Raw genomic sequence first — 24,145 nt, forward strand, 5'->3', positions numbered from 1 at the left:
ACAAAAAAAACGCCGCGTCGAGCGCGGCGTTCGGACGTGTGCGCCATACAAACGGCGTACAACCGATGTGTCACTGTCCTTCGCCGAATTTGTCGGCGATCAGTTTGAGCAGGGCGTCCATCGCTTCGGTTTCGTCCGGCCCTTCGGTTTCGATCGTCACCGTGCTGCCGATGCCCGCGGCCAGCATCATCACCCCCATGATGCTCTTCGCATTGATACGGCGACCGTTGCGGCTCATCCAGATTTCCGCCTGATAGTTTCCCGCGAGTTGCGTCAGTTTCGCCGAGGCGCGCGCGTGCAGCCCCAGCTTGTTCACAATGGTCGTTTCTTTTTGCAGCATCTGATGTTCCGAAGCGCGGGTTGATAGGTGAGAGAAAGGAGCTAGACAGGATTCGCGCCAGGCGGCAGCGCGGGCAGGCAGTCGGTTGAACAGGCAACGGGTGCGGGAGTCGTCGGACCGACGGCGTGGATACCCTTGGTCGCACCGGCAAGCGCCTTGTCGACGAGTGTATCGAGCGGCGTCGCCCGGTAACAGACAGCACGCACGAGCATCGGCAGGTTGACCCCGGCAAGCACACGCACGTCAGGTACCGACGACAGTCGCGCGGCGATATTCGCCGGCGTTGCGCCGAACATGTCGGTCAGCACGAGTGCGCCGTTCTCTTCCTTCAGACGCTCGATTTCGGCGTGCGCGAACGCAATGACTTCGGCAGGATCGCAGTCGGGCATCACGTCGATCACGCCGATGCGCGCGGGCAAGCCGCCATAAATGTGGGCAATACACTCCCGAAGCGCGGTCGCGAACGGGGCATGCGCAATGATCAGAATGCCTGCCATGTCAGTAATACAGCGAAAAAACGGCTGGAAATCGGTAGACCGGGCATTGTAACAGCACCATTTTCCTGCTTTCGGCGCGTTCGCGCACGGCCGTCAAAGAGTCGCCGTTCAGCATGCCGCCAACTCATCGGAAATGCCTGCGGCGCCCCTTTTGGGCGATCAGGCCGCGGCGCGCTCCAGCGCATCGATGAACATCGCCGCGACGTCGAAGCCGGTCTGATCCATGATCTCGCGAAAACACGTCGGGCTCGTGACGTTCACCTCAGTGAGCCAGTCGCCGATGGCGTCCAGCCCAACCAGCAGCAGACCGCGCGCCGCCAGCACTGGCGCAAGCGTTTCGGCGATCTCGCGATCGCGCGCGGTAAGCGGTTGCGCAACGCCCAGTCCGCCTGCCGCCAGATTGCCGCGCACTTCATTACCCTGCGGAATCCGCGCAAGCGAGTACGGCACCGGCTGCCCACCGATCAGCAGAATACGCTTGTCGCCGGTCTTGATTTCCGGGATGAACTTCTGCGCCATCACCGAGCGCGCGCCGTCGTGGCTCAGCATTTCGACGATCGAGCCAAGGTTCATGCCGTCCGCCTTCACGCGGAACACGCCCATGCCGCCCATGCCGTCGAGTGGTTTCAGGATCACGTCGCCATGCTCGGCGTGAAATGTGCGCAGACGGGCCGCATCACGGGTGACGAGCGTCGGCGCGACAAACTGCGGGAATTCGCCGATCGCGAGTTTCTCCGAGTGATCGCGGATCGCCTGTGGCTTGTTGAAGATGCGTGCGCCACCGCGTTCGGCCATCTCGAGGAGCCACGTCGACGTGACGTACTCCATGTCGAACGGCGGATCCTTGCGCATCAGCACAGCGCCGAAGCTTTTCAGCGAGCGGGCGCTGGCCGGCTCCGCCGCGAACCACGTTTCGCGCTTCAAATCCGCCTGATCTCCGACGATTGCAAAGCGCTGCGCGTTCGCCTCGACATCGCCCCCAGTCCACGCCAGATGCTGCGGCTCGCACGCCCACAGCGTGTGGCCGCGCCGCGCGGCTTCGGCCATCATCGCGTACGTCGAATCCTTGTAGATCTTGAAGCGCTCGAGCGGGTCGGCGATAAAAAGAATGTCCATGAAGGTCCTGATGCGCCCGTGCGGGCCTCGCGTTGAACGTTGATCGTTGAACGGCGCGCCGGGCGGCGTCTCGCCCGCCCGCCAACCCGCGCGCCCGTATTGCTAAAGCCCGGACTCAGACCTGGATCGCTTCCGGATCCGTCTTTTCGAGTTCCACCGACGCGGCCAGCAGACCAAGCCGCGCCACCACGCCATACATGTAGAAGCGGTTCGGCGGCGCCGCACCCGGCTTCGCGTGCGCGTCCGGCAGCGCCGTGTGTTCGAAACCGAGCGGCACGAAGTGCATACCGGGCGCGTTCAGGTTCTGGTCGCGTTCACGGCTGCCGTGGACGCGGTAGAAACCGCCGACCACGTACCGGTCGATCATGTACACGACTGGCTCCGCGACTTCGTCACCGATACGCTCGAACGTATACACGCCTTCCTGGACGATCACGTCGTGCACTTCGAGGCCATCCTTGGTGGCGGCCATTTTCGCGCGTTCGCTCTTCGTGAGCGCGGCAACTTCCGACGCATCGTGCACGGTCATCACGCTCATGCCGTAAGTCCCTGCATCCGACTTGATCACGACGTACGGTCGCTCGGAAATACCGTACTCGCGGTACTTCCTGGCGATTTTCTTGAGCACGCCGTCGATCGCGTCGGCCAGCGCCTCTTCGCCCGTGCGCGCCTGGAAATCGACGCCTTCGACGTGCGCGAAGTACGGATTGATCATCCACGGATCGATCTCGACCATTTTCGCGAATTTCTTCGCGACGTCGTCGTAACAGGAGAAGTGCGTCGACTTGCGGCGCACCGCCCAGGCCGCGTGCAGCGGCGGAAGCAGGTACTGCTCGTGGAGATTTTCGAGGATCGGCGGAATGCCCCCCGAAAGATCATTGTTCAGCAGAATCGAGCACGGATCGAAATTCTTCAACCCGAGCCGGCGCTGCGAGCGCTCGAGCGGCTCGAGTACAAGCTTCTGCCCGTCCGACAGGGCAATCGTAACCGGCCCGGCGACATTTTCATCGAGCGTCCCGAAGCGGACGTTAAGACCGGCCTGGCGCATGATCGTCGCGAGCCGCGCGACGTTCTCGAGATAAAAGGCGTTGCGAGTATGACGCTCGGGGATCACCAGCAGGTTCTTCGCGTCGGGGCAGATCTTTTCGATCGATGCCATCGCGGCCTGCACGGCGAGCGGCAGCACTTCCTGCGGCAGGTTGTTGAACGCGCCGGGAAAAAGATTGGTGTCGACCGGCGCCAGCTTGAAGCCGGCGTTACGCAGATCGACGGAGCAATAAAACGGCGGCGTGTGTTCCTGCCATTCGAGGCGGAACCAGCGTTCGATGGCAGGCGTAGCGTCGAGGATCTTCCGCTCGAGGTCGAGCAGCGGGCCGTTTAACGCCGTAACTAGGTGCGGAACCATTGATCACTCGCAGACTGGAGAAAAAAGATTGTAGAGCAAACGCTCTGGCCATCTGGGGACGGTTTCTCCGATCGCAAGCCCGGACGCGGACACGTTCTCGCCATAACAGCGATAGACGTAAATTCTCACCGTTTACGACGCGGACTGCAAAGAAAAAAGCCCGCCGTGAGGCGGGCCAAAGTCGCTGTGCTTATACCTTACATACCAGCGCGTGTCGAATTACCTCTTGCGTTATTCCACGCTTTCGCCATGCAGAACCACATCGAGGCCTTCGCGTTCTTCTTCTTCCGTCACGCGCAGACCCATGACCATGTCGATGACCTTCAGCAGGATGAAGCTGACCACGCCGCTGTAGATCAGCGTCGTCAGGACGCCCTTGGCCTGCAGGACGATGCTGCCGTCCGAGCCGCCGATGTCCTTGACTGCGAACACACCCGTCAGGAGCGCGCCCACGATGCCGCCGATGCAGTGCACGCCGAACGCGTCGAGCGAGTCGTCGTAACCGAGCTTGTGCTTGAGCCACGAAGCCGACCAGAAGCAGACCACGCCTGCCACCACACCGATCACGAGCGAGCCTCCCACACCGACGAAGCCCGATGCCGGCGTGATCGCCACGAGACCTGCCACCGCACCCGACACGATGCCGAGCACCGAAGGCTTACCCTTCGCGATCCATTCAGCGAACATCCAGCCGAGAGCCGCCGTGGCCGTCGCAACCTGCGTTGCCAGCATCGCGAAACCGGCACGGCCATCAGCCGCCACTGCCGAACCCGCGTTGAAGCCGAACCAGCCCACCCACAGCATCGCGCCACCGATCAGCGTCAGCGTCAGGTTGTGCGGTGCCATCGTGTCCTTGCCGTAGCCAACACGCTTGCCGAGCACGAGACAGCAGACCAGACCCGCGATACCGGCGTTGATGTGCACCACCGTGCCGCCTGCGAAGTCGAGGATGCCTGCGGCAGCCAGCCAGCCACTCGGTTCCCAGACCATGTGAGCGATCGGCGAGTAGACGACGATCGACCACAGCGTCATGAACACCAGCATCGACGAGAACTTCATGCGGTCAGCAAACGCACCCGTGATCAGGGCCGGCGTAATGATCGCGAACGTCATCTGGTAGACGAAGTAGACCGTCTCCGGGATCGTCGGGGCCAGATGGCTGACGGTCAGCGTCGTGGCCTTGTCGCCGTGGATGTAGTTCATGCCCGCGAGGAAGACCCGCGAGAAGCCGCCCAGGAACGAGCTGCCCGGCGTGAACGCGAGGCTGTAGCCCACCACCGTCCAGACGACCGTGACGAGACAGGTGATCGCGAAGCTTTGCATCAGCGTCGCGAGCACGTTCTTCTTGCGGACCATCCCGCCGTAGAAGAGCGCGAGGCCCGGGATCGTCATGAACAGCACGAGCGCGGTGGAGGTCAGCATCCAGGCGGTGTCGCCCGAGTTGATCTTCGACGAATCGACCGAGAACGGCGCGGTCGGTGCTGCCGGAGCAGCTTCGGAAGCCGGAGCGGCGCCGCTCGCGGCCGCGGCGGCCGATGCATCGGCCGCCGGTGCCGAAGCCGCAGCGGCGGCTGGTGCTGCCGCCGAAGCGTCCGGCGCCGGCGCGCTGGCCGCCGTGTCGGAAGCGGCTGCCGAGGCAGCTGCAGGCGCGGATGCATCGTCCGCAAGGGCGGCGCCGATACCGCCCGCCATCAGCGAACCGGCCATCAACAGGGACATCAATAATTTGCGCATCTCTATTTCCTCTTGTCGCTGTTTTTTATTACAGAGCGTCCGCGCCGGTCTCCCCGGTGCGAATCCGAATCACTTGTTCGATCGGCGTGACGAAAATCTTCCCGTCGCCGATCTTTCCGGTGCGCGCGGCACGTTCGAGAGCCTCGATCGCCTGGTCGACGATGTCGTCCGAGACGGCTGCCTCGATCTTCACCTTCGGCAGGAAATCGACGACATACTCGGCACCCCGGTACAGCTCGGTATGGCCTTTCTGACGCCCAAAGCCTTTCACTTCAGTCACCGTGATGCCTGAGACGCCGATGGCCGACAAGGCTTCGCGCGCCTCATCGAGCTTGAACGGCTTGATGATTGCGGTAATGAGTTTCATGAAATCCTCGCTGTGGTTGCGTAAACCTTGTGTGCGTGTGCCTCTGCTTCGATATGCGGCTACACCCGGAACCGCATCGATGCGCTGTCGGCAACGTTGCCCGGCAGAGCGCGCGGGGCAGTAACAGCAACTCGCATGCCATGTCGCGAACGTGCAAGTGAACAGAAAGGTGGCTTAACGTTTGCGCGCGGCCCTGGCCGCATGGCCAACGTCGGCGGGGCACGGTGGCGCGCGGCGTGGATCGTTGCTAGAGTGTCCGCAGGCTCTACGGGCTGGAAAGCGCACCAAACGCGCTCATCCGGGCTGGAAGCGCAGCCACTCATGCACCAGATTCGCCCATCGCATGGCGCGGAGCACAGACCTAACGACTTATGCACTTTTTTTGTGCAACCAAGGGGAAAGCAATGAAACAACCGAATGAGGTCTTCAACGATCTGCAGGCACGCGTGAGCGACCTGCTCAAGAACTCGCCGGCGAAGGATGTCGAACGCAACGTCAAGGCGATGCTCTCGCAAGGCTTCTCGAAGCTCGATCTCGTCACGCGGGAGGAATTCGATACCCAGACCCAGGTGCTCGTGCGGACCCGCACGCGTCTGGAAGAACTCGAGCGGCGCGTCGCCGAACTCGAGCAGAAGCTGCCGGTGACGCAAACATCCTGAACACGCACTCTGACTGAAGAACTGGGCATCACGGCAGGCGAGCCGCGACGTTTTCAGCGTATCTGCGTTCCAGGGTTTAGGGGACTGCGCGCGAAAGCGCGCCGTCCGACGGGGAGAAAACATGTCGCTTGCGGTGGTGCGCAGTCGCGCGCCGGCCTCTGGCCGCGCGCCGGAAGTTACGGTCGAGGTTCACCTCGCCAACGGATTACCCTCTTTTTCGATTGTCGGGCTGCCGGACCTCGAAGTCCGGGAAAGCCGCGAACGCGTACGCGCCGCGCTGCAGAACTGCAGCTTCGATTTTCCTGTCCGGCGCATCACCGTCAATCTTGCGCCAGCTGACCTGCCGAAGGAATCCGGCCGTTTCGATCTGCCGATCGCGCTCGGCATTCTGGCGGCGAGCGGACAGCTTCCCGTCGAATCACTGAACCAGCGCGAGTTCGCCGGCGAACTCTCGTTGACGGGCGCGCTGCGGCCAATGCGCGGAGCATTCGCCATGGCGTGCGGCACGGCACGCGCCAGCCAGCAAGGGCAGCCCACACCTGAACTCTATCTGCCGGCGGGCAGCGCTGCCGAGGCCGCGCTCGTGCCGGGTGTCGACGTCTATGGCGCAGACGATCTGCCGTCGTTGTGCGCCCACCTCGCCGGTGAGCCTGATGCGCGGCTCTCACCGCGTCGTCCGCCCGATTGCCCTTTGGTGGCCGCTACCGCGCAACCTGACATGGCGGAAGTGATCGGCCAGCGCGGCGCGCGCCGGGCGCTGGAAGTTGCAGCGGCGGGCGGCCATCACATGTTGATGGTCGGCCCGCCCGGTGCCGGCAAATCGATGCTCGCAGCGCGCCTGCCGGGCCTGCTGCCGCCGATGACCGATGACGAAGCGCTCACCTCCGCTGCGCTGCTGTCGGCGAGCATGTCCGGCTTTTCGCCAGCGCAATGGCGCCAGCGGCCGTTCCGGGCACCTCATCACTCATCGAGTGCCGCGGCGCTCGTCGGTGGTCGCAATCCGCCGCAGCCGGGAGAAATCACGCTGTCGCATCTGGGAGTCTTGTTCCTCGACGAGCTACCTGAATTCGATCGCCACGTACTCGAAACCCTGCGCGAGCCGCTGGAAGCCGGGCGCATCACCATCTCCCGCGCGGCCTTGCAGGCGGACTTTCCCGCGGCGTGCCAGCTGATCGCGGCCATGAACCCCTGTCCGTGCGGCTGGCGGGGCGACCCCAATGGCCGCTGCCGTTGCACGCCAGAAATCGCGGCGCGCTATCTGCGCAAGGTGTCGGGGCCGCTGCTCGACCGCATCGACATTCAAATCGAGATTCCCGCTCTAACGCCAGCCGAATTGTCCGCACGTGCAGCAGAACCCGGTGAGCCGAGCGCCGCCATCGCCGATCGCGTCAGCGCTGCGCGCGAACGGCAGTTGCACCGCCAGGGCAAAACCAATCGCGAGCTAAGCGGACGCGAAGCTGACGAGGTCTGCCGACCCGCTCCGGCCGGCGAAACCCTGTTACGGGAAGCTGGCGAGCGTTTCGGCTGGTCAGCGCGTGCTTACTACCGGGTGCTGAAAGTGGCGCGCTCGATCGCCGATCTGGCCGACAGCGACATTCCGGATGCAGGTCAGATCGCAGAGGCCATCCAGTACCGGCGCGTATTTTCATTGGTGTGAAGAAAAAAACGGCTGTCAAGACTTGACTTATTCACATATGCGCGACCCAGACAAATCCTGATACATCTGAAAGGTACATGTGAGGCTTTAGAGAAAAGTCATTGATTTAATTGACTTATTCAATTTGCCGAGATCGCGTGCAAACTAACAGAATGCCCACGGGACGGGCTTTTGCGGGGTAACGCACATAGTTTTCAACAATGTTATCCACAGGTCCTGTGGGTAACAGAAAAAGCGCCATGAAATCCGTTGATTAGCGCCATATCCTGCGAAGGAACTTTCACTGCGATTTGCGCTCGTGCAGTCTTCGGCGACGCCGAAGAGACTCGTTTAGAACAGTTTGAACGACTCGAAAAACTGGTCGACCTGTTCGGGCGGCGGCTCCTTGCCAGCGATCACCACCGCCTGGTAGACATGCCGTCCACGCGCGACAATCCGGGCGTGCATCGTCCGCGGTTCCAGCCTCGGGCCCGCCTTGCCGGCGAACGTCATTTCGATGCCGGGAACCTGCCCGCCCGCAGCAAGGGGAATCTGGGTCGCATGCGAATCGGGTGCAGCCCCCAGGTTTCGCGCGAGCCCCGTGCGCAGGAATTCGAGCGCGGTGTGCTGCGCCTGCGGATCGTCGCCCGGCAGCGTGATGGTGCCGACCGCAAACACCACTTCGCCGGCTTCGGCCGTTTGCATGCTCATCTTCACCGGCGTGCCGCCAATGTCGATCTGCCGTTCGTCGACCGACGGTTTTGCCGGCAGATCCACGGTGTAACCCTGATCGTCATTCATGATCGTGCGCCAGTCGAAGGTCGGCGTGCAGGCGATCAACACCGCGCCGGCCAGGCACGCGCCAACGGCCGCCCGCAACGTGGCGGGCAGACGCAGAGGGGCACAGGGACGGAAAAGAGAGACAAGGCGACGGGAAAACGGAAAAAGCAAACGGAAAGCAGATCGGCGCATGAGACTTAAGACGGGCGAACGACAGGATTAAAACCCTATTATCCGCCGTCCGACTGCGCCCTGCCGCCGGGCGGGTTTAACGCTACAATACGAACGCTGCATTTCGCGTGTTGTCCGCGCTCCAAGAGGTCTGTACATGAGCCCTACCCCCATTTCCAGGCGTACCAGCCCGATCCGCTACATTGCAATGGCGGTTGTCGCCGGTGCGATCGCGATCGCCGGCTATTTCGCGTTCGGCAGCCAGCAGCACGTGCCCGATGCCACGTTTACGCTGCTGTCCGGTCAGAAAGTGTCGACGGCCGACCTGAAAGGCAAGGTCTATCTCGTCAACTTCTGGGCGACGAGCTGCGATACCTGCATGAAAGAAATGCCGCAGATGGTCAACACGTATAACCGCTTCAAGGGTAAAGGCCTTGAATTCGTCGCAGTCGCGATGAATTACGACGCGCCGATGTACGTGACCAACTACACTGAAACGCGTCAACTGCCGTTCAAGGTCGCAATGGACGACGGCTCGGCGGCAAAGCAGTTCGGCAATGTCCAGTTGACGCCAACCACGTTCGTGATCGACCGCAACGGCAAGATCCTGAAGCGTTATGTCGGTGAGCCGGAGTTCGGCGAACTCGACCAGTTGCTTGAAAAGGCACTGGCCACCTGAGCTCGTGGCCATCGCAATTCACCAGTAGAAATCAAACCGGCGCGGTGGCACGAGTTCCGCCACCGCGATCGGGTTTCACCCGCCTCTCCTTCGTCTCACCTCTCGCCTTCACCTCTCGCCGCCAGGCCGTATCGCTTGATCTTTTCGTAGAGCGTCGCTTTTCCCAGCTGCAACCGGTCCGCCGCGACTGCCACTGCACCGCCTGTCTGCTCCAGCGCCTCCGCAATCACTGCCCGCTCGAACTGCTCGACGCGCTCCTTGAGCGATTGCGCCTCAGCATCGTCGGCCGACGTGGCGACCGGATCGTCGGCCACGCCAAGCACGAAGCGGTCGGCGGCGTTACGCAGTTCGCGCACGTTGCCCGGCCATTCGCGCTGCATCAGGCTGGAGCGCTGCCGGTCGGTCAGGATCGGAGCCGGTCGTTGATAACGCACGGCGGCGTCCAGCAGAAAATGCTCGAAGAGCGGCAGGATGTCCTCGCGACGCTCAGACAGCGGCGGCAGCGCGATCGTCACCACGTTCAACCTGTACAGCAAATCCCGACGGAAGGTGCCAGCCGTGACATGCTCCGTCATCTCACCCTTCGCCGCCGCGACCACCCGACAATTCACATGTATCGGCTGGTTCGAACCTAGCCGTTCCAGCACGCCATCCTGCAGCACGCGCAACAGCTTCACCTGCAACGCGAGGGGCATGCTTTCGATTTCGTCGAGAAACAGCGTGCCACCCGATGCATGTTCGAGCTTGCCGATGCGACGTTTTGCCGCCCCCGTAAACGCGCCTGGCTCGTAGCCGAACATCTCCGACTCAAACATCGGCTCCGGCAGCGCGCCGCAATTCACTGCGATGAACGGCTTGTCGCGTCTCGGCGACAGCTCATGCAGGCTGCGTGCGATCAGCTCCTTGCCGGCGCCGGTGTCGCCATTGATCAGCACGGACGCATCCGTCGGCGCCACATTCGCGATCAGACGGCGGATCTGTTCGATCGCCGGGCTGCGTCCGATGATGCCGGGCGCCACCACGTTCTGTCCCGCAAGCTCGCGCCGCAGCGCGAGGTTTTCCAGCACGAGCTTGCGCCGTTCGAGCCCGCGCCGAACAGTTTCGATCAGCCTTTCCGACGCAAACGGCTTTTCGATGAAGTCGTATGCACCGTCGCGCATCGCCTGCACGGCCATCGAAATGTCGCCATGACCGGTGACGAGAATGATCGGCACATCAGGCGCACGCTCGCGGCATTGCGCCAGCAGATCGAGCCCGCTTGCACCCGGCAGCCGGATATCGCTGACAATCACGCCCGGAAAATCCGCGCTGATCGCCCGCCCGGCGGATTCGACCGACGCGTGCCCGGTGACCTCGAAGCCGGCAAGCTGCAGACTCTGAACACTCGCGCGCCGCACGAGTTCGTCATCCTCGATGTACAGCACCTGCAAACCATTGTTGCTCATGTTTTTGCCACCTGAATTCAGGAGCCCGATGTAAGCGTATCCGGCGCGTGCACGTGCGCGCGGCGCAGCGTCAGGATGAATACCGCCCCACCTTCCGGCGCGTTTCGTGCAAGCAGCGAGCCGCCGCAGTCGCGCGCGATCGACGACGAAATCGCCAGCCCGAGCCCTAGTCCCTGCCCCATTTCCTTCGTCGTAAAGAACGGTTCGAAGAGGCGCGGCAGGACGTCATCCGCAATGCCTGGACCGTTGTCGCGCACAGAGATCAGAAGCGTCGCATCGGACACTTCGATATCGATCGCGATGCGCGGTGACGGCGTGCCGACGATCACATCGAGTGCGTTGCCGAGCAGGTTGATCAGCACCTGCTCGAGACGCAGTTCGTCGCAGTGCGCGACCAGGACGGGATGATCGGCGCTGACGTCAAAAGTTTCGCGGTGCCCCGTCTGCGCATCGAACAGCGACAGATCGACCGTGACATCCTGCAAGCGCTTCTGCAACAACGCCAGCACATTGGGCAGCGCCCGCGCGATCGGCGCACGCGCGCTGCGCGGCCGCGCGCGGCCCACGAACAGCTTCAGCTGGTTCGTGATCTTGCCCATCCGTTCGGTGAGCGCGGCAATCGCTTCGAGATTCTCGCGCGCCGACGCCTCATCGCCCCGCTCGAGGAAGACGCGCGTGTTGTCGGAGAAACTGCGGAGTGCCGCGAGCGGCTGGTTCAGTTCGTGCGTGATGCCGGCGGCCATCTGTCCGAGCGCCGCGAGCTTGCTTGCCTGGATCAGTTCGTCGTGCGCCGCGCGAAGCTCCTGCTCGGCGCGCGTGCGTTCGCTCACTTCCTTCTTCAGCTGCTCGTTGGCCTGGGACAGGTCCGACGTACGTTCGGCCACGCGCCGGTTCAGTTCGGCATAGGCCTTCTGCAGCAGCGCGCGGCTGCGCACCATCTCGCGCACGCGCGCGCGGCGCATACGCCAGTAGAACGCGAGCAGGCACAGCGACACGTAGCCGAAACCGGTCACGATCGTCGCGTTGCGCGCATCCCGATTGACCGGATCCACCGACGCCATCGTAATCAGATGCCAGTCCGGCTCACCCAATGCGCGGCGCGTTGCCAGATAGCGCGGTGCGATTCGCCCGCCGCCCACGCGCACGATCTGCGCGCCGCCCTCCAGCGTGCGTTCGATCGTCACCGGCAGCGGTGCGATCGGCTGCTGCGCGTACTGTCGCGTCTGCCAGATCGTATCGGCGATCGCGCCCGACAACGGGCGGACCGTGTGATATTTCCACGCCGGCACTGATGATAGAAAAATCACGCCGTGGTCGTCGGTGACGATCAGCGGCTCGGAGGCATCCGCGCCCGGAAACCATTCGAGATTGAGTTTCACGACCGCGACGCCGACGATCCGTCCATCGTGCAGTACAGGTTGCGAAATGAAGTAGCCTGGCACCTGCGAGATCGTACCGATGCCGAAGAAGCGCCCGACGCCTCCTTTCATCGCATCGACGAAATACGGCCGGAAGCGGTATTCGGCGCCGACAAAGCTGTCCGGAGCGTTCCAGTTGCTGGCCGCAACGCAGATGCCGTCGGCGCGGATGATGTAGGTGGAGGTCGCCCGTGCGCGCCGGTTGAGGTCTTCGAGGTAGCGGTTCGCCCGCTCGACACCGGCTGGCGTCGGCGCATCGAGCACCTCCTGCACGAACGGATGTCCAGCCAGCAGATACGGCAGCGATTCGTAGCGATCGAGCGTGCTCTTGAGCGCGCTCGTCGTGCGATCGACACGCGCCGCGGCGTTGCGCCGAAGATTGTCGATGCCGTGCTGCCAGGTGATGGTCCACGTGAGGCCGCACGCCGCGACAAGCCCTGCGACGAGCGCGAAGAGGATCAGCAGGCGGCGCGTCACGGTGGGAGAGTCCAGTCGATGGGGTTCGACTATTGTGGCATATCGCGCCGCACCGTCCGTCTGTTGGGTGGACGGCGGCGCGACGCGCCCCGCCGCCTTCATTGCATCAGGCTCCGGCCCTTTCGGTGACCGGCGTTTCGCCGTGAATCGCCGAGCGCAGCTTCGCGCGGTCCAGTTCCTTTTCCCACGCCGCCACGACCACCGTCGCGACACCGTTACCGACGATGTTCGTCAGCGCGCGGCATTCGCTCATGAAGCGGTCGATGCCGAGAATCAGCACCATGCCCGACAGCGGAATCGTCGGCACGACCGCCAACGTTGCAGCGAGCGTGATGAAGCCTGCGCCCGTCACGCCGCTCGCGCCCTTCGAGGTCAGCATGGTGACAGCGAGCAGCGTCAACTGCTGCGTCCACGTGAGATCGGTGTTGGTCGCCTGGGCGATGAACAGCACGGCCATCGTCATGTAGATGTTGGTGCCGTCGAGGTTGAACGAATACCCGGTCGGTACCACGAGACCCACCACGGAGCGCGAGCAGCCGAGCTTTTCGAGCTTCAGCATCAGTTGCGGCAGTGCGGCTTCCGACGAGCTCGTGCCGAGCACGATCAGCAGCTCTTCCTTGATGTACGCCACGAAGCGGAAGATGTTGAAGCCCACCATGCGCGCAATTGCGCCGAGCACGACGATCACGAACACGATCGAGGTCAGATAGAACGTGCCGATCAGCTTGAGCATCGGAATCAGCGAGCCGATGCCGTACTTGCCGATCGTGAACGCCATCGCGCCGAACGCGCCGATCGGCGCGAGCTTCGTGATGATGCGCACGATGCCGAACAGGATGTGCGCGAGACCATCGATGAAGTTTGTGACGACCTTGCCCTTCTCACCAGCCGTCGCGAGCACCGCGCCGAACAGCAGCGCAACCAGCAGGATCTGCAGGATCTCGCCTTGCGCGAATGCCGACGAAATCGTGTCCGGGATAATGTGCATCAGGAAGTCGACCGTCGACTGACCATGCGCCTTCGCGGCGTACGATGCGACTGCCGAGCTGTCGAGCGTGGACGGATCGATGTTGAAGCCGGCACCCGGTCGCAGCACGTGCGTTGCGATCAGGCCAAGCACCAGCGCGAAAGTCGAGACGATTTCGAAGTACAGCAACGCCTTGCCGCCGACGCGCCCGACCTTCTTCATGTCTTCCATGCCGGCGATGCCGGTCACCACCGTACAGAAGATGATCGGCCCGATCACCATCTTGATCAGCTTGATGAAGCCGTCGCCGAGCGGTTTCATTTCGACGGCGAGGTTGGGCCAGTAGTGTCCCAGGATGATGCCGATGATGATCGCGACGATCACCTGGATGTAAAGCACTTTATGGATAGGTTTTTTCACGATGGTTCCTGCGGTATGGGTGTGAGCCAGTGACCTGCGACGGCGCGCATCAGGGGGACGAATGGACGTCGCCTGTACACGGCAGCCGGGCCGCGACAAGACGATGAGTTCAGACGTGCCGGGAAGGGAATTCGGACATCGGTTGTCTCCTTGCTGTAGTTGTGGGGCCGTTGCGGCCACGACTTCTACTCTGCAAGGTCGATGCCAGCTTTGAGCCGGGCGTTTGCCCTTGATTTTTAAGGGTTTCTCTGCAGGACAAGCGCGGGGGCGTCCGGGTTTCCGGAAATCCGGAATCCGGGCGTCGGAGATTCTGGACGGCAGCGGGCAAAAAAAAGCCTTCCTCGTGGTGGGAAGGCTCTTCAAGAGGAGTTGGAGACTTCTGGCAGTGGGCTCCCTGAGGTCGGTCGGTCCTGTCGCAAAACCCACACGTCGATATTACGGGCGACGTCGTGCGGATCAAAGTCAACGATTGTTAAATCGGTGCATCGGCGAAAAACTCTCCGGGGTGAAATCCGTCCGTAAGGCTCGCTGCGCTTGCGAGCCCTATGCCCGTCCAGGCGACGAAGCCCGCACGAGTGCGGGCTTCGCGTCTTCCATCAAGAAAGCACAGCAGCAGGATCAGACCACGCCTGCTCCATGCGCCTGCAGGTCGGCGTGGTAGCTCGAGCGCACCATTGCGCCGACCGCCGCATGCGTGAAGCCCATCTTGTAGGCCTCTTCCTCATACATCTTGAACGTGTCCGGATGCACATAGGCGCGAACCGGGAGGTGATGTTCCGACGGCTGCAGATACTGGCCAATCGTCAGCATGTCGACGTCGTGCGCGCGCAGGTCGCGCATCACCTGCAGGATTTCCTCTTCCGTCTCGCCGAGGCCGACCATCAGACCGGATTTAGTGGCGACATCCGGATGCAGCGCCTTGAAGTCCTTCAGCAGCTTCAGCGAATGCGCGTAGTCCGAACCGGGACGCGCTTCCTTGTACAGACGCGGCACCGTTTCGAGATTGTGGTTCATCACGTCGGGCGGCGCGGCGTTCAGAATGCCGATCGCGCGATCGAGACGGCCGCGGAAGTCCGGCGTCAGGATTTCGATGCGGGTTTCCGGCGATAACTCGCGCGTCTGACGGATGCATTCGACAAAGTGTGCAGCGCCACCGTCGCGCAGATCGTCGCGGTCGACGCTCGTGATCACCACGTACTTCAGCTTGAGCGCGGCGATCGTGCGCGCGAGGTTGCCCGGTTCTTCCGCATCGAGCGGGTCGGGACGGCCGTGACCGACATCGCAGAACGGGCAGCGACGCGTGCACTTGTCGCCCATGATCATGAACGTCGCGGTGCCCTTGCCAAAGCATTCGCCGATGTTCGGGCAGCTCGCCTCTTCGCAGACGGTATGCAGATTGTGCTCGCGCAGGATCTGCTTGATCTCGTAAAAGCGCGAACTGCCGGTCGCCGCTTTCACGCGGATCCAGTCTGGCTTCTTCAGCTTTTCGATCGGAACGATCTTGATCGGGATACGCGCGGTCTTGGCCTGCGCCTTCTGTTTTGCGGTGGCGTCGTAGACGGTCGAGGCGGCGGGAGCCGGGACGGCATCGGTAGAGGGTGTGCCTGCAAGGTTCGCGGTAACGTCAGTCATTCGTTCGATCCAGTCAGGCGGTGAGCGCACCGGCCTGTGGTTGGGCGACGGCCGCGGATGTGCCGTCGATGTTTGCGGTGAGGCGCGCTGCAAGCGTGCGGGCTACATCTTCCCAGCCGGCGGCAACGCCGAGCGTCGCCATATCGACTGTTTCAAGCCCTGCATAGCCACATGGGTTGATTGCCAGAAACGGCTGCAAGTCCATGTTCACATTCAGGCTCACGCCGTGATAGCTGCATCCGTTGCGGATTTTCAGGCCGAGCGCTGCGATCTTCGCGCCTGCATGCAGCCCCGCGTCCGGACCCGGCGCCACATAGATTCCTGGGGCGCCTGTCTTGCGTTCTCCGGCGAGATTATACGCCGCGAGCGTCTCGATCACTGCCTCCTCGATCCGCGTGACCAGTTCACGCACCATCAGCTTGCGACGGCGCAAATCGAGCAGCAGATAGGCGACGACCTGTCCTGGACCGTGATACGTGATCTGCCCCCCTCGATCGACCTTGACGAGCGGGATGCCGCTGTCGACGGCGAGCAGATGCGCCGGATCGCCAGCCTGGCCGAGCGTGAAGACAGGGGGGTGTTCGACGAGCCAGATTTCGTCAGACGTGTCGGCGCTGCGGGCGTCCGTAAAGGCGCGCATGGCGTCGAAGCTGGTCTGATAAGGCTCGACGCCGCGCCAGAGCAGCTTGACCGGAGGCTTCGAAGCCATGGAAAGCGCATCGGCGGCGGCCTGGGCAGCCAGATCGGACCCGGTCGAACCGGGAGACAACAAAGGCGGGGAAACCGGCGTGGCACACATGATTTCGTCAGTTTACCGAAATCCGGCGTGCCTCGCCGAACACCTGCCCGCCCGCTATCGGGCTCCCGCGTGGATAGCGGCCCCCTTAAACCGTCCGCCAGCCCTGGCGCAGCCAGACCCCGAAGCGTTCTCCCACCCGCGCAAACCAGTTCAGGCACCGCTCGTCTGCCCGCTTCGGCACCGAGAACGCCAGTTGCGCCTGCGGGCTGCCCTCGACGCTCAGCCAGAGCCGCTCCCCGCGCCGCAACCGCAACGTATGCCCCGCTTCGAGGAAGTAATCCTCGACGTCGTCGCTGCGCGTCACCCACACCGAGCCGCCGTACGCCCTCAATTGCGTGCTGCGCGTCACGACCATCGGCACTGTTTCGCCGGCCTTGATTTCGAATGTGATGCTAGAGGAAATTTCTCGCATGATCCGCTCCGCCAAAAGTCGCTTTGATGGCTACAATCGTAGGCGTGGCAAGGGTTTCGGTAAAACGATCAATTTTCACGGCTATGTGAGAAATATTGCGATGGACCTTCGACAGCTCCCTGCGTTGAACGCGATCAAGGCCTTCGAGGCCGCTGCCCGTCACGAGAGCTTTTCGCGCGCGGCCGACGAACTCTTCGTCACTCACGGCGCGGTCAGCCACCAGATCCGTGCGCTGGAAGAGGAACTGGGGGTCAGGCTGTTTGCCCGCGACGGCAAGCGCGTGCAGTTGACGGACGTCGGCCGGCGCTATGCGACGCAGATACGCTCCGCTCTGACGGCGATCGCCGACGCCACTCGCCAGATTCGCGCCGGCGATCGCGAGCGGCGGCTCGTCGTGTCGATGCTGACGTCGTTCGCGGCGCGCTGGGTGACGCCGCGGCTCGGCAGTTTCATCGAGGCGAACCCGCAATGGGATCTGGAACTCCTGTCGACAAACGCGCTGACCGATTTCGCGCGCGATGACGTCGACGTCGCAATCCGTTTCGGATTCGGACGGTACCCGGGTCTGCACGTCGAACTGCTGCTCGAAGAGATTTTCTTTCCGGCCTGCTCGCCGAACTTCAACGGCGGCAACCTGCCAAAAACGCCCGCCGACCTGGCAAGTGTTCCGCTGCTGCGCTCGGACGACGAACTCTGGCGACCCTGGTTCGACGCCGCTGGACTCAATGACTGGCCGGAACCGAAGCGCGGCGTGCTGTATCAGGACTCGTCGAATCTGCTGCAGGCGGCCATCGACGGCCAGGGCGTCGCGCTCACGCGCCGCTCACTCGCCATGCACGAGATCGCGGCGGGCCGACTTGTGCGACTGTTCGACGTCGATGGCCCGAGCCCATGGCAGTACTACTTCATCTGCACGCCGCAAATGTTGCAGACGGCGCGCGTGCAGGCATTCCGGAACTGGGTTTTCGACGAAGTGGCTCGCTTCAGGCTGCTTTTCGAACGTGCCTGCGCGGAGCGACCGGGCACGGGTAGAACGGCGGACGGGTTGCACGTCCAGCCGTGAGGGGCGGCGCTGCGAGCGCACCGCACCGGTCCGTCAGAGCACGACCTTGACCATCGGATGCCCGGTCAGCGCCCGATAAATGTCGTCCAGATGCTCACGATTCAGCGCGCGCACCGTCACGGTCAGTCCCGTGTAGTTGCCGCCGCTAGACGGACGCATTTCAATGCGCGTCGCGTCGAAACCGTTGTCGAACTGCCGGATCACCGTCACGATCGTGTCGGCGAAATCGGGATGCGATTTCCCCATCACCTTGATCGGGAAATCGCAGGGATACTCAATCAGTGATTCGTTCACCGGACTCATCTTTCACTCCTTCCAGCACGGCGACCTGCAACTCATGCATGCGCCTTGACCGCCTGTGACCAGCAGGCCGCCAGCCCGCACCTGCAACCGGCAGCGTCTTCAACCCGCTCGATACGCGCATTGGCTGCCGCAATCCCGCGTCGGTCGCAGCAACGCGCCGCACGCGGGATCACGAGCCCCAAGCTTACTTCTTCTTGTTGAACATCAGCACCAGCGAATCCCACACGCGACCGACAACGCCGGCCTGCGGCACCGCCTGCAGCGCGACAATCGGGAATTGCGCGAGCGTGTTGCCATCGGCGACGAGCTTCACGGTGCCCACCTGCTGACCGTCGGCGATCGGCGCAATCAGCGGATCCATGCGTTCGATCTGCGGCTTGACCTTGTCGCCCAGGCCCTTCGGCACGGTGATGTACTGGTCGCCCTTCACGCCGATCTTCACCTTGTCCTGCGTGCCCTTGTAGACGCGCGGCGTCTCGATCACCTGACCTGCCTTGTACAGGCGCAACGCGTCATACGCCGTGTAGCCGTAGTTCAGCATCTTCAGGCTGTCCTGTACGCGGTCATGCTCCTTCTGCTCGCCCATCATCACCGAGACGAGACGGCGCGACGCGTCCGGCGAGCCGGGCAGCGAGCGCTTCGCCGATGCGATCAGGCAATAGCCGGCCGCCTGCGTGTGGCCGGTCTTCAGGCCGTCGACGGTCGGATCGATCCACAACAGACGGTTGCGGTTAGGCTGCTTGATCTTGTTGTACGTGAATTCGCGGACCGAGAAGATGTTGTAGTAGTCGGGGAAATCGCGGATCAGGCGCGCGGAGAGGATCGCGAGGTCGCCGGCCGTCGTGTAGTGCTGCGGATCGGGCATGCCGTTCACGTCGGCGAAATGCGTGTGCTTCATGCCGAGGCGCTGCGCTTCGGCGTTCATCAAGGTGACGAACTGCGACTCGCTGCCGCCGACCAGTTCAGCCAGCGCGATTGCCGCATCGTTGCCGGACTGCACGATCATCCCGTACACGAGGTCGTGAACCGTGACAGGCTTGTTCGCTTCGATGAACATGCGCGACTCGTCGGTACGCACGCGACGCACGGCTTCACTCGGATTGATCGTCTGATCCATCGAGATCTTCTTCGTCTGCAGCGCTTCGAAAACGAGATAGGCGGTCATCAGCTTCGTGAGCGACGCCGGTTCGACGCGCTCATCGGCATTGCCCGACGCGAGCACCTGGTTGCTGGTGGCATCGACCAGCACCCACGAGCGTGCGTTCACGCCCGGCGGCGGCACCTGCGCGAACGCGGTGCTTGCCACCAGCGTTGCGGGCAGCACAGCGCCAAGCGTCACCGAGCGGCTGAGGGAAGAAGGGATAAACGATGTCAGTGACGGAAAGCCTGAGGAAAAACGCATAGGATGGGTTCGGGCAGAAAATAGGCTTCGCGCGCGGGGGCACGCAGAGTTTGGAAGAGCCGGTCGGCGAGCGCGTCGCGCCTGAAACATGGTTCGGCGGTACGGCGCCCATTGGACTCCCGGCCACGCGATCGGTTCGCGCAGCGCGCCCGACATCCGGCGATGCGAGCGTCGCAATCAGCCGGGCGGGCGGCGCTGCGCCCAAAAAAGAGCGCTCATTATACGCGCCGCAACCCCACAATCCGCCGGCAGCCACGTCGATAAATCTGCATTTCGTGCGTACCTGTACCCCGGAATCGTGCGTGCGGGCGATTCAGCGCCAGGCGTCGCTGACGATGCGCTTGAGGATATGCAGCTTGCGATGCAGGAAATGTTCGGCGCCGGGAATCACGACAACCGGCAATTCCTGCGGTCGCGCCCAGTCGTAGACCGACGCGATCGGCACCGTTTCGTCGGTTTCGCCGTGAATCACGAGCGTGTTTTCGGGAACCGGCGCAACTTCCCAGTTGCTTGCCGCCGTACCGACGAACACCATGCGTTCGATCGCGCTGCCCTCCTCGCGCAACCGCGCGGCAACGTGCGACAACACGAACGTGCCGAACGAAAAGCCCGCAAGCACGAGGGGCAGATCGCGTTGCCCCGGTTGCGCACGCATGTAGTCGAGCACGGCGCGCAGATCGTCACGCTCGCCGATGCCTTTGTCGTGCTCGCCCTGGGTCTCGCCGACACCGCGAAAATTCGAGCGGTATGTCACATAGTTCAGCTGCACGAGCGTGCGCGCGAGCGTCTGCGCGACCTTGTTGTCCATCGTGCCGCCGAAAAGCGGATGCGGATGCGCAACCAGCGCAATGCCACGCGGCGCGGCGCCGTTCTCGCGCACGTCGTCGGGCAGGTCGACGGCGACCTCGATCTTGCCGACAGGCCCGTCGATCAGGAATTTTCTGGTATGGACGTTCATGGTGCGGATCAGATTTTGAGACGTTCGACGACCTTCCCGTTCACGAGGTGCGAATCGACGATCTCGTCGATATCCGTCTCGTCGATGTAGGTGTACCAGGTGCCTTCGGGATACACCACCAGTGTGGGCCCTTCCTCGCACCGGTCGAGGCAGCCGGCCTTGTTGATGCGCACCTGGCCGGGACCCGCGAGCCCCAGCTTCTTCACCCGTTTCTTCGCGTACTCCTGCATCTCCTGGGCGTTGCAGTTCGCGCAGCTCGGGCGCTCCGCGCCAGCTTCACGCTGGTTGAGGCAGAAAAACACGTGGTACTTGTAGAAGGAATCCATGATGTCCAGCGAGAGAAAACTGAGAGAGTTGGAAGGCTCGGGGGAATCCACTTGTGTCCGCTGGCCTGCCGGGTCCGGTCGATTATAGCGAGCAGGCCCGTCAGCCGCTCACGCGCCGCCGCGTGAGCCACGCACGCTCCACCGAAAATGCCAGCCAGACAAGCGCCGCGTACGGCCACATCCAGGCGAGCCAGCGCGCCAGACCGTTGAAATGCAGATACCGCCCCTGACGCCAGTCAGCGAGCACGACATCGAAATACGGATTCACCGGCAGCAGATTGCCGAACACGAGCGCAAGAATCAGCGCGCAAGCCGCGAGCATCACGCGCCATGTGGCCGGCAATGCGAGCGCGAGCAACGCAGCTAGCGTGCCGCCGACAAGGCCGGCAAGCGCGCCCGGCGTGGCCCAGTCGAACGCGAGGCCGCTTTGCGATTGCAGAAACGTCGCGCCGGCCTTCACGAACAGGGTGAAGCCGATAAAGGTGAGCAGCAGTCTGACACGCGGCGCATGCGAACGCATCGGCAGCGATGCCAGCGTGCAGGCAGCGAAGAGGCTCAGCGCGGTCAGCACCGCTTCCCAGACCTCGTCGGGCAGCCAGCCCGCGACGAGCGCAGGCCACGACGACACATGCCACCGATCGGGCGTCCATGCGAGCAGCGCGTCCTGCATGGTCGAATCGAAGCGCAGCCACAGCTCGCGCGGCCAGTCGCCGATGCTGAAGAGGCGCGGCGCGGGGTACATCGTCGCAAACGGCCACAGCAGCGTCAGCCCGAGCAGCTCCGCGGCGTCGTCCTCGAACCACAGGAAACGCAGCCGCCGCAGCGCGCCGCGATCGAGCAGCATGCCGGTCGCCGGCGACATCAGCGTCGCGCCGAGCAGGGCGCCCAGCACGTTGGCAGCCAGGTCGAGATTGGACGCGACGCGCGTCGGCAGAAAGGTCTGAATCGCTTCCATCGTGCCCGACAGCAAGGTGCCGAGCGCGAACGCCAGCCCGACAGCCAGCGCGCCTCTCCAGCGCGGGTACGCCGCCAGCACGACGAGTGCGCCGAACGGCATGTAGCCGAGCACGTTGGTCACGACATCGAACGCCGTCAGGTACTGCGGCAGCGGATCGAACAGATAGTCGAACGGCCCGAGCCCGAGCGAGCGCCAGCCAGTGAACGGATACAGCGAACCGTAGACGATCAGCGCCGCATAGAGCGCGAGCGCCTGTCTTGCAAGCGCCGACGAGCGGCGCTGCCAGGGTTTGTCGCTCATGCAGCGCCTCGAAGCGTGCGCTGCCGGCGCTTCATTGCGCGGCGACGAGCGCCTGCACGCCGAGCCAGGCCGCAACCTGGGCGACGAGGTCATCGCTGGCGGCGGCCAGGGCGCGGGCACCGCCCGCGGCGTCGGAAGAACTGGCCGGCGCGCGCGCGATGAACGTGCGCTGGCCGAGCACCTTGCCGTCCTGCAACAGCGTGACCCGCGCGGTGACAGCACCGTGACTCTCGTCACGGCCATCAAAGACCTGTTCGAACTCCTGCAGATCGATCCGCAGGACCGGCGCGCGCACGCCATCGGCGCCGGTCAATACGGTGCCGCGTGAGCTGAGCGCGGTGCGCAGACGCTGCGTCAGCAATTGCGACGGCGGCATCGTCCAGTGGCTGTTCGCGTACGACGCGAGTTGGTGTGTGTCGGCATAGTTCAGCCGGTAGTTCAGCCGGTCCGAATTGAGCGGGTCGGGCGCGGTCACGTCCAGCACCTTGACCGCCGGCATCGTGCCGCTTGTCGCGGGCGGCGTCGCGGGCCCGAAGTCGTAGCGGATATCGGAGAGCGCCGATGGCGTCCCGGCACAGCCCGACAGCACGCCAAGCGCGAGCAGTAGCGCAGGCGCGGTGCCTGATAAGCCGAAACGTTTGGTGGAGCGTGGCATTGCAATCTTCCTCTTCAAGTCATTGTGCTGCACGGTCCGCGGGCCAGGAGAAACCTGCCTCGCCCGGCCCCGGGGCGGCGGGCGCAGCGCCGAACAGCACGCTGCGCGGGTTGGTGCTGAACGTATCGGCGGCACGATCGATCGAGCGCGCGGCGCTGCGCACGTCGTCGGAAAGCGAGCTGACGCGCGGCAGCGTGTCGTAACCCACACGCGTCGACAGGTCCTGCACTGTCGATTCGATCGACGTCAGGGCTGCACCCGACTGCTGGGCGGCCGTGCCCACCTTGTTCAGGTTCATCTCGAACGGACCGTCGGGCCGGTTCAGGCTGGTGATCAACTGGTTCGTCGACGCGAGCGTACGATCCAGTTCGTGCAACGTGGCCGGCAGTTTGCCGGCGGCCGGCGCCATCTGCTGCGAGAGCGTGGCGACGCCATCGGCGGCATGCTGCATGCTCGTGACCGTCGCCTGCAACTGGGCCCGCATCTCGGGCGATAGCATGTCGTCGACGTCGTCTGTCACACTCTCCAGCTTGTGCAGCAGGATATCGCTGCGCAGCTGCAACTGCTCCAGCAGACCTGGACGCATCGGCAATCGCGCGACCTGCTTCGCCGACGACGGTAGCGGCGTCGGATCCTTGCCCGTGTCGTCAAGCTGGATGAACGCGATCCCGGTGACCCCCTGGAAGCTGAGACTACCGAAGGTCGAATGCGTGATCGGCGCGTGCTGGTCGACCATGATCCGGATCAGGATCTGGCCCGTATGGTCCGGATCGAACCTGATCGACTGCACCCTGCCGACACCCAGCCCGCGAAAGCGCACGGCGGCATCAGGGGAAAGCCCGGTCACACTGGTTCGCGCAATCAGGTCGTACGGTTCGCGCACCGACCGGTCGACGTTGAGCAGGAACGCCCCTATGCCGATCGCCAGCACCAGCAAGACGGTGAAGAGCCCGGCCCAGAACGCATGTGATTTGTTTTCCATCGTCAGGTCCCCAGGATTCTCACAGCTGCGCGTCGGCCGATGCCGGTTCGAGCGCCGCCGGCGGCAGCTTCGCGCGGCGCTCCGGCGGCAGCGCCTGCAAGGCGCGGCGGCCACGCAGGCCGAGGAAATACTCGCGGATGAACGGATTATCCACACCCGCCACTTCCTCGACCGGGGCGGCCACCAGCACCTTGCGCTCGGCCAGCACCGCCACCCGCGTGGACAGCGCGATCATCGTATCCAG

Annotated in this window: 24 protein-coding genes and 1 pseudogene; 4 read left to right on the forward strand and 21 right to left on the reverse strand. The window is 63.5% G+C overall.

Translation table 11 applies throughout. The features are described from left to right. Positions 1-70: 70 nt before the first annotated feature. The 6 genes from P3T23_RS26060 to P3T23_RS26085 all read right to left on the reverse strand — a co-directional run bounded on the left by P3T23_RS26060 (position 71) and on the right by P3T23_RS26085 (position 5,459). Positions 71-340: an HPr family phosphocarrier protein gene (locus P3T23_RS26060; protein WP_133661675.1), complete on the reverse strand. Its 270-nt coding sequence runs from the start codon at positions 338-340 to the stop codon at positions 71-73. Positions 341-381: 41 nt separating this feature from the next. After that, positions 382-837 (reverse strand): PTS sugar transporter subunit IIA, encoded by a 456-nt coding sequence (locus P3T23_RS26065; protein ID WP_429318988.1) that lies wholly within the window; start codon positions 835-837, stop codon positions 382-384. Between the two features lie 159 nt (positions 838-996). Then, entirely contained in the window at positions 997-1,953 is a 957-nt protein-coding gene (gene gshB / locus P3T23_RS26070) for a glutathione synthase (protein WP_429318989.1), read from the reverse strand. 115 nt (positions 1,954-2,068) lie between these two features. Further along, complete coding sequence (gene gshA / locus P3T23_RS26075; RefSeq protein ID WP_429318990.1) at positions 2,069-3,358, reverse strand: glutamate--cysteine ligase; 1,290 nt, start codon at positions 3,356-3,358, stop codon at positions 2,069-2,071. Between the two features lie 231 nt (positions 3,359-3,589). Next, positions 3,590-5,092 (reverse strand): ammonium transporter, encoded by a 1,503-nt coding sequence (locus tag P3T23_RS26080; protein ID WP_429318991.1) that lies wholly within the window; start codon positions 5,090-5,092, stop codon positions 3,590-3,592. A gap of 28 nt (positions 5,093-5,120) precedes the next feature. Beyond that, entirely contained in the window at positions 5,121-5,459 is a 339-nt protein-coding gene (locus tag P3T23_RS26085; RefSeq protein WP_006048089.1) for a P-II family nitrogen regulator, read from the reverse strand. 404 nt (positions 5,460-5,863) lie between these two features. Here P3T23_RS26085 and P3T23_RS26090 point away from each other — a divergent pair, with 404 nt between their 5' ends. Further along, complete coding sequence (locus tag P3T23_RS26090) at positions 5,864-6,118, forward strand: accessory factor UbiK family protein (RefSeq protein ID WP_133661670.1); 255 nt, start codon at positions 5,864-5,866, stop codon at positions 6,116-6,118. A gap of 121 nt (positions 6,119-6,239) precedes the next feature. After that, a complete protein-coding gene (locus P3T23_RS26095; RefSeq protein WP_429318992.1) occupies positions 6,240-7,775 on the forward strand; it encodes a YifB family Mg chelatase-like AAA ATPase in 1,536 nt (511 codons plus the stop codon). Positions 7,776-8,105: 330 nt separating this feature from the next. On the opposite strand, the gene P3T23_RS26100 is transcribed toward P3T23_RS26095, so the two are convergent. Next, positions 8,106-8,555, reverse strand: coding sequence for a hypothetical protein (locus P3T23_RS26100; protein WP_429318993.1), 450 nt, complete (start codon positions 8,553-8,555; stop codon positions 8,106-8,108). Positions 8,556-8,862: 307 nt separating this feature from the next. Here P3T23_RS26100 and P3T23_RS26105 point away from each other — a divergent pair, with 307 nt between their 5' ends. After that, positions 8,863-9,384: a peroxiredoxin family protein gene (locus tag P3T23_RS26105; protein ID WP_429318994.1), complete on the forward strand. Its 522-nt coding sequence runs from the start codon at positions 8,863-8,865 to the stop codon at positions 9,382-9,384. Positions 9,385-9,479: 95 nt separating this feature from the next. On the opposite strand, the gene P3T23_RS26110 is transcribed toward P3T23_RS26105, so the two are convergent. From P3T23_RS26110 to P3T23_RS26135, 6 genes are all read right to left on the reverse strand, one after another. Then, entirely contained in the window at positions 9,480-10,829 is a 1,350-nt protein-coding gene (locus P3T23_RS26110; RefSeq protein ID WP_429318995.1) for a sigma-54-dependent transcriptional regulator, read from the reverse strand. Between the two features lie 17 nt (positions 10,830-10,846). Further along, on the reverse strand, positions 10,847-12,826 hold the full coding sequence (locus P3T23_RS26115) for a sensor histidine kinase (protein WP_429318996.1): 1,980 nt from the start codon (positions 12,824-12,826) through the stop codon (positions 10,847-10,849). 4 nt (positions 12,827-12,830) lie between these two features. Beyond that, on the reverse strand, positions 12,831-14,111 hold the full coding sequence (locus P3T23_RS26120) for a dicarboxylate/amino acid:cation symporter (RefSeq protein WP_429318997.1): 1,281 nt from the start codon (positions 14,109-14,111) through the stop codon (positions 12,831-12,833). A 618-nt stretch (positions 14,112-14,729) separates the two neighbouring features. Then, positions 14,730-15,743 (reverse strand): lipoyl synthase, encoded by a 1,014-nt coding sequence (gene lipA / locus P3T23_RS26125; RefSeq protein WP_133661664.1) that lies wholly within the window; start codon positions 15,741-15,743, stop codon positions 14,730-14,732. 13 nt (positions 15,744-15,756) lie between these two features. Next, positions 15,757-16,542: a lipoyl(octanoyl) transferase LipB gene (lipB, locus tag P3T23_RS26130; protein WP_429318998.1), complete on the reverse strand. Its 786-nt coding sequence runs from the start codon at positions 16,540-16,542 to the stop codon at positions 15,757-15,759. Positions 16,543-16,627: 85 nt separating this feature from the next. Next, on the reverse strand, positions 16,628-16,954 hold the full coding sequence (locus P3T23_RS26135) for a DUF2917 domain-containing protein (RefSeq protein ID WP_429318999.1): 327 nt from the start codon (positions 16,952-16,954) through the stop codon (positions 16,628-16,630). Between the two features lie 100 nt (positions 16,955-17,054). Between P3T23_RS26135 and P3T23_RS26140 the strand changes: the two genes are divergently transcribed. Then, a complete protein-coding gene (locus P3T23_RS26140; protein ID WP_429319012.1) occupies positions 17,055-18,017 on the forward strand; it encodes a transcriptional regulator GcvA in 963 nt (320 codons plus the stop codon). Between the two features lie 33 nt (positions 18,018-18,050). Here P3T23_RS26140 and P3T23_RS26145 read toward each other — a convergent pair whose 3' ends face one another. The 8 genes and pseudogenes from P3T23_RS26145 to P3T23_RS26180 all read right to left on the reverse strand — a co-directional run. Further along, entirely contained in the window at positions 18,051-18,320 is a 270-nt protein-coding gene (locus tag P3T23_RS26145; RefSeq protein WP_429319000.1) for a DUF493 family protein, read from the reverse strand. A gap of 184 nt (positions 18,321-18,504) precedes the next feature. After that, a complete protein-coding gene (locus tag P3T23_RS26150) occupies positions 18,505-19,722 on the reverse strand; it encodes a D-alanyl-D-alanine carboxypeptidase family protein (RefSeq protein ID WP_429319001.1) in 1,218 nt (405 codons plus the stop codon). Between the two features lie 313 nt (positions 19,723-20,035). Further along, entirely contained in the window at positions 20,036-20,680 is a 645-nt protein-coding gene (locus P3T23_RS26155; RefSeq protein WP_429319002.1) for an alpha/beta hydrolase, read from the reverse strand. Between the two features lie 8 nt (positions 20,681-20,688). Beyond that, positions 20,689-21,006 (reverse strand): (2Fe-2S) ferredoxin domain-containing protein, encoded by a 318-nt coding sequence (locus P3T23_RS26160; protein WP_429319003.1) that lies wholly within the window; start codon positions 21,004-21,006, stop codon positions 20,689-20,691. Between the two features lie 100 nt (positions 21,007-21,106). Further along, positions 21,107-22,264 (reverse strand): VanZ family protein, encoded by a 1,158-nt coding sequence (locus P3T23_RS26165; RefSeq protein ID WP_429319004.1) that lies wholly within the window; start codon positions 22,262-22,264, stop codon positions 21,107-21,109. A gap of 31 nt (positions 22,265-22,295) precedes the next feature. Beyond that, positions 22,296-22,919 carry an ABC-type transport auxiliary lipoprotein family protein gene (locus P3T23_RS26170; protein ID WP_429319005.1) on the reverse strand — a complete coding sequence of 208 codons (624 nt, stop codon included), beginning with the start codon at positions 22,917-22,919 and terminating at the stop codon, positions 22,296-22,298. 19 nt (positions 22,920-22,938) lie between these two features. After that, positions 22,939-23,901 carry an MlaD family protein gene (locus P3T23_RS26175; RefSeq protein WP_429319006.1) on the reverse strand — a complete coding sequence of 321 codons (963 nt, stop codon included), beginning with the start codon at positions 23,899-23,901 and terminating at the stop codon, positions 22,939-22,941. Between the two features lie 19 nt (positions 23,902-23,920). Then, positions 23,921-24,145, reverse strand: a pseudogene (locus P3T23_RS26180) (ABC transporter ATP-binding protein); the annotation flags it as partial.

The organism is Paraburkholderia sp. GAS448, assembly GCF_050435685.1.
GTDB lineage: Bacteria > Pseudomonadota > Gammaproteobacteria > Burkholderiales > Burkholderiaceae > Paraburkholderia.

What these genes read in the sequence shown, in the direction of transcription:
- P3T23_RS26060 (WP_133661675.1), bottom strand. Translation starts at nt 340, where the DNA reads ATGCTGCAAAAAGAAACGACCATTGTGAACAAGCTGGGGCTGCACGCG.
- P3T23_RS26065 (WP_429318988.1), bottom strand. Translation starts at nt 837, where the DNA reads ATGGCAGGCATTCTGATCATTGCGCATGCCCCGTTCGCGACCGCGCTT.
- gshB (WP_429318989.1), bottom strand. Translation starts at nt 1,953, where the DNA reads ATGGACATTCTTTTTATCGCCGACCCGCTCGAGCGCTTCAAGATCTAC.
- gshA (WP_429318990.1), bottom strand. Translation starts at nt 3,358, where the DNA reads ATGGTTCCGCACCTAGTTACGGCGTTAAACGGCCCGCTGCTCGACCTC.
- P3T23_RS26080 (WP_429318991.1), bottom strand. Translation starts at nt 5,092, where the DNA reads ATGCGCAAATTATTGATGTCCCTGTTGATGGCCGGTTCGCTGATGGCG.
- P3T23_RS26085 (WP_006048089.1), bottom strand. Translation starts at nt 5,459, where the DNA reads ATGAAACTCATTACCGCAATCATCAAGCCGTTCAAGCTCGATGAGGCG.
- P3T23_RS26090 (WP_133661670.1), top strand. Translation starts at nt 5,864, where the DNA reads ATGAAACAACCGAATGAGGTCTTCAACGATCTGCAGGCACGCGTGAGC.
- P3T23_RS26095 (WP_429318992.1), top strand. Translation starts at nt 6,240, where the DNA reads ATGTCGCTTGCGGTGGTGCGCAGTCGCGCGCCGGCCTCTGGCCGCGCG.
- P3T23_RS26100 (WP_429318993.1), bottom strand. Translation starts at nt 8,555, where the DNA reads ATGAATGACGATCAGGGTTACACCGTGGATCTGCCGGCAAAACCGTCG.
- P3T23_RS26105 (WP_429318994.1), top strand. Translation starts at nt 8,863, where the DNA reads ATGAGCCCTACCCCCATTTCCAGGCGTACCAGCCCGATCCGCTACATT.
- P3T23_RS26110 (WP_429318995.1), bottom strand. Translation starts at nt 10,829, where the DNA reads ATGAGCAACAATGGTTTGCAGGTGCTGTACATCGAGGATGACGAACTC.
- P3T23_RS26115 (WP_429318996.1), bottom strand. Translation starts at nt 12,826, where the DNA reads ATGAAGGCGGCGGGGCGCGTCGCGCCGCCGTCCACCCAACAGACGGAC.
- lipA (WP_133661664.1), bottom strand. Translation starts at nt 15,743, where the DNA reads ATGACTGACGTTACCGCGAACCTTGCAGGCACACCCTCTACCGATGCC.
- lipB (WP_429318998.1), bottom strand. Translation starts at nt 16,542, where the DNA reads ATGTGTGCCACGCCGGTTTCCCCGCCTTTGTTGTCTCCCGGTTCGACC.
- P3T23_RS26135 (WP_429318999.1), bottom strand. Translation starts at nt 16,954, where the DNA reads ATGCGAGAAATTTCCTCTAGCATCACATTCGAAATCAAGGCCGGCGAA.
- P3T23_RS26140 (WP_429319012.1), top strand. Translation starts at nt 17,055, where the DNA reads ATGGACCTTCGACAGCTCCCTGCGTTGAACGCGATCAAGGCCTTCGAG.
- P3T23_RS26145 (WP_429319000.1), bottom strand. Translation starts at nt 18,320, where the DNA reads ATGAGTCCGGTGAACGAATCACTGATTGAGTATCCCTGCGATTTCCCG.
- P3T23_RS26150 (WP_429319001.1), bottom strand. Translation starts at nt 19,722, where the DNA reads ATGCGTTTTTCCTCAGGCTTTCCGTCACTGACATCGTTTATCCCTTCT.
- P3T23_RS26155 (WP_429319002.1), bottom strand. Translation starts at nt 20,680, where the DNA reads ATGAACGTCCATACCAGAAAATTCCTGATCGACGGGCCTGTCGGCAAG.
- P3T23_RS26160 (WP_429319003.1), bottom strand. Translation starts at nt 21,006, where the DNA reads ATGGATTCCTTCTACAAGTACCACGTGTTTTTCTGCCTCAACCAGCGT.
- P3T23_RS26165 (WP_429319004.1), bottom strand. Translation starts at nt 22,264, where the DNA reads ATGAGCGACAAACCCTGGCAGCGCCGCTCGTCGGCGCTTGCAAGACAG.
- P3T23_RS26170 (WP_429319005.1), bottom strand. Translation starts at nt 22,919, where the DNA reads ATGCCACGCTCCACCAAACGTTTCGGCTTATCAGGCACCGCGCCTGCG.
- P3T23_RS26175 (WP_429319006.1), bottom strand. Translation starts at nt 23,901, where the DNA reads ATGGAAAACAAATCACATGCGTTCTGGGCCGGGCTCTTCACCGTCTTG.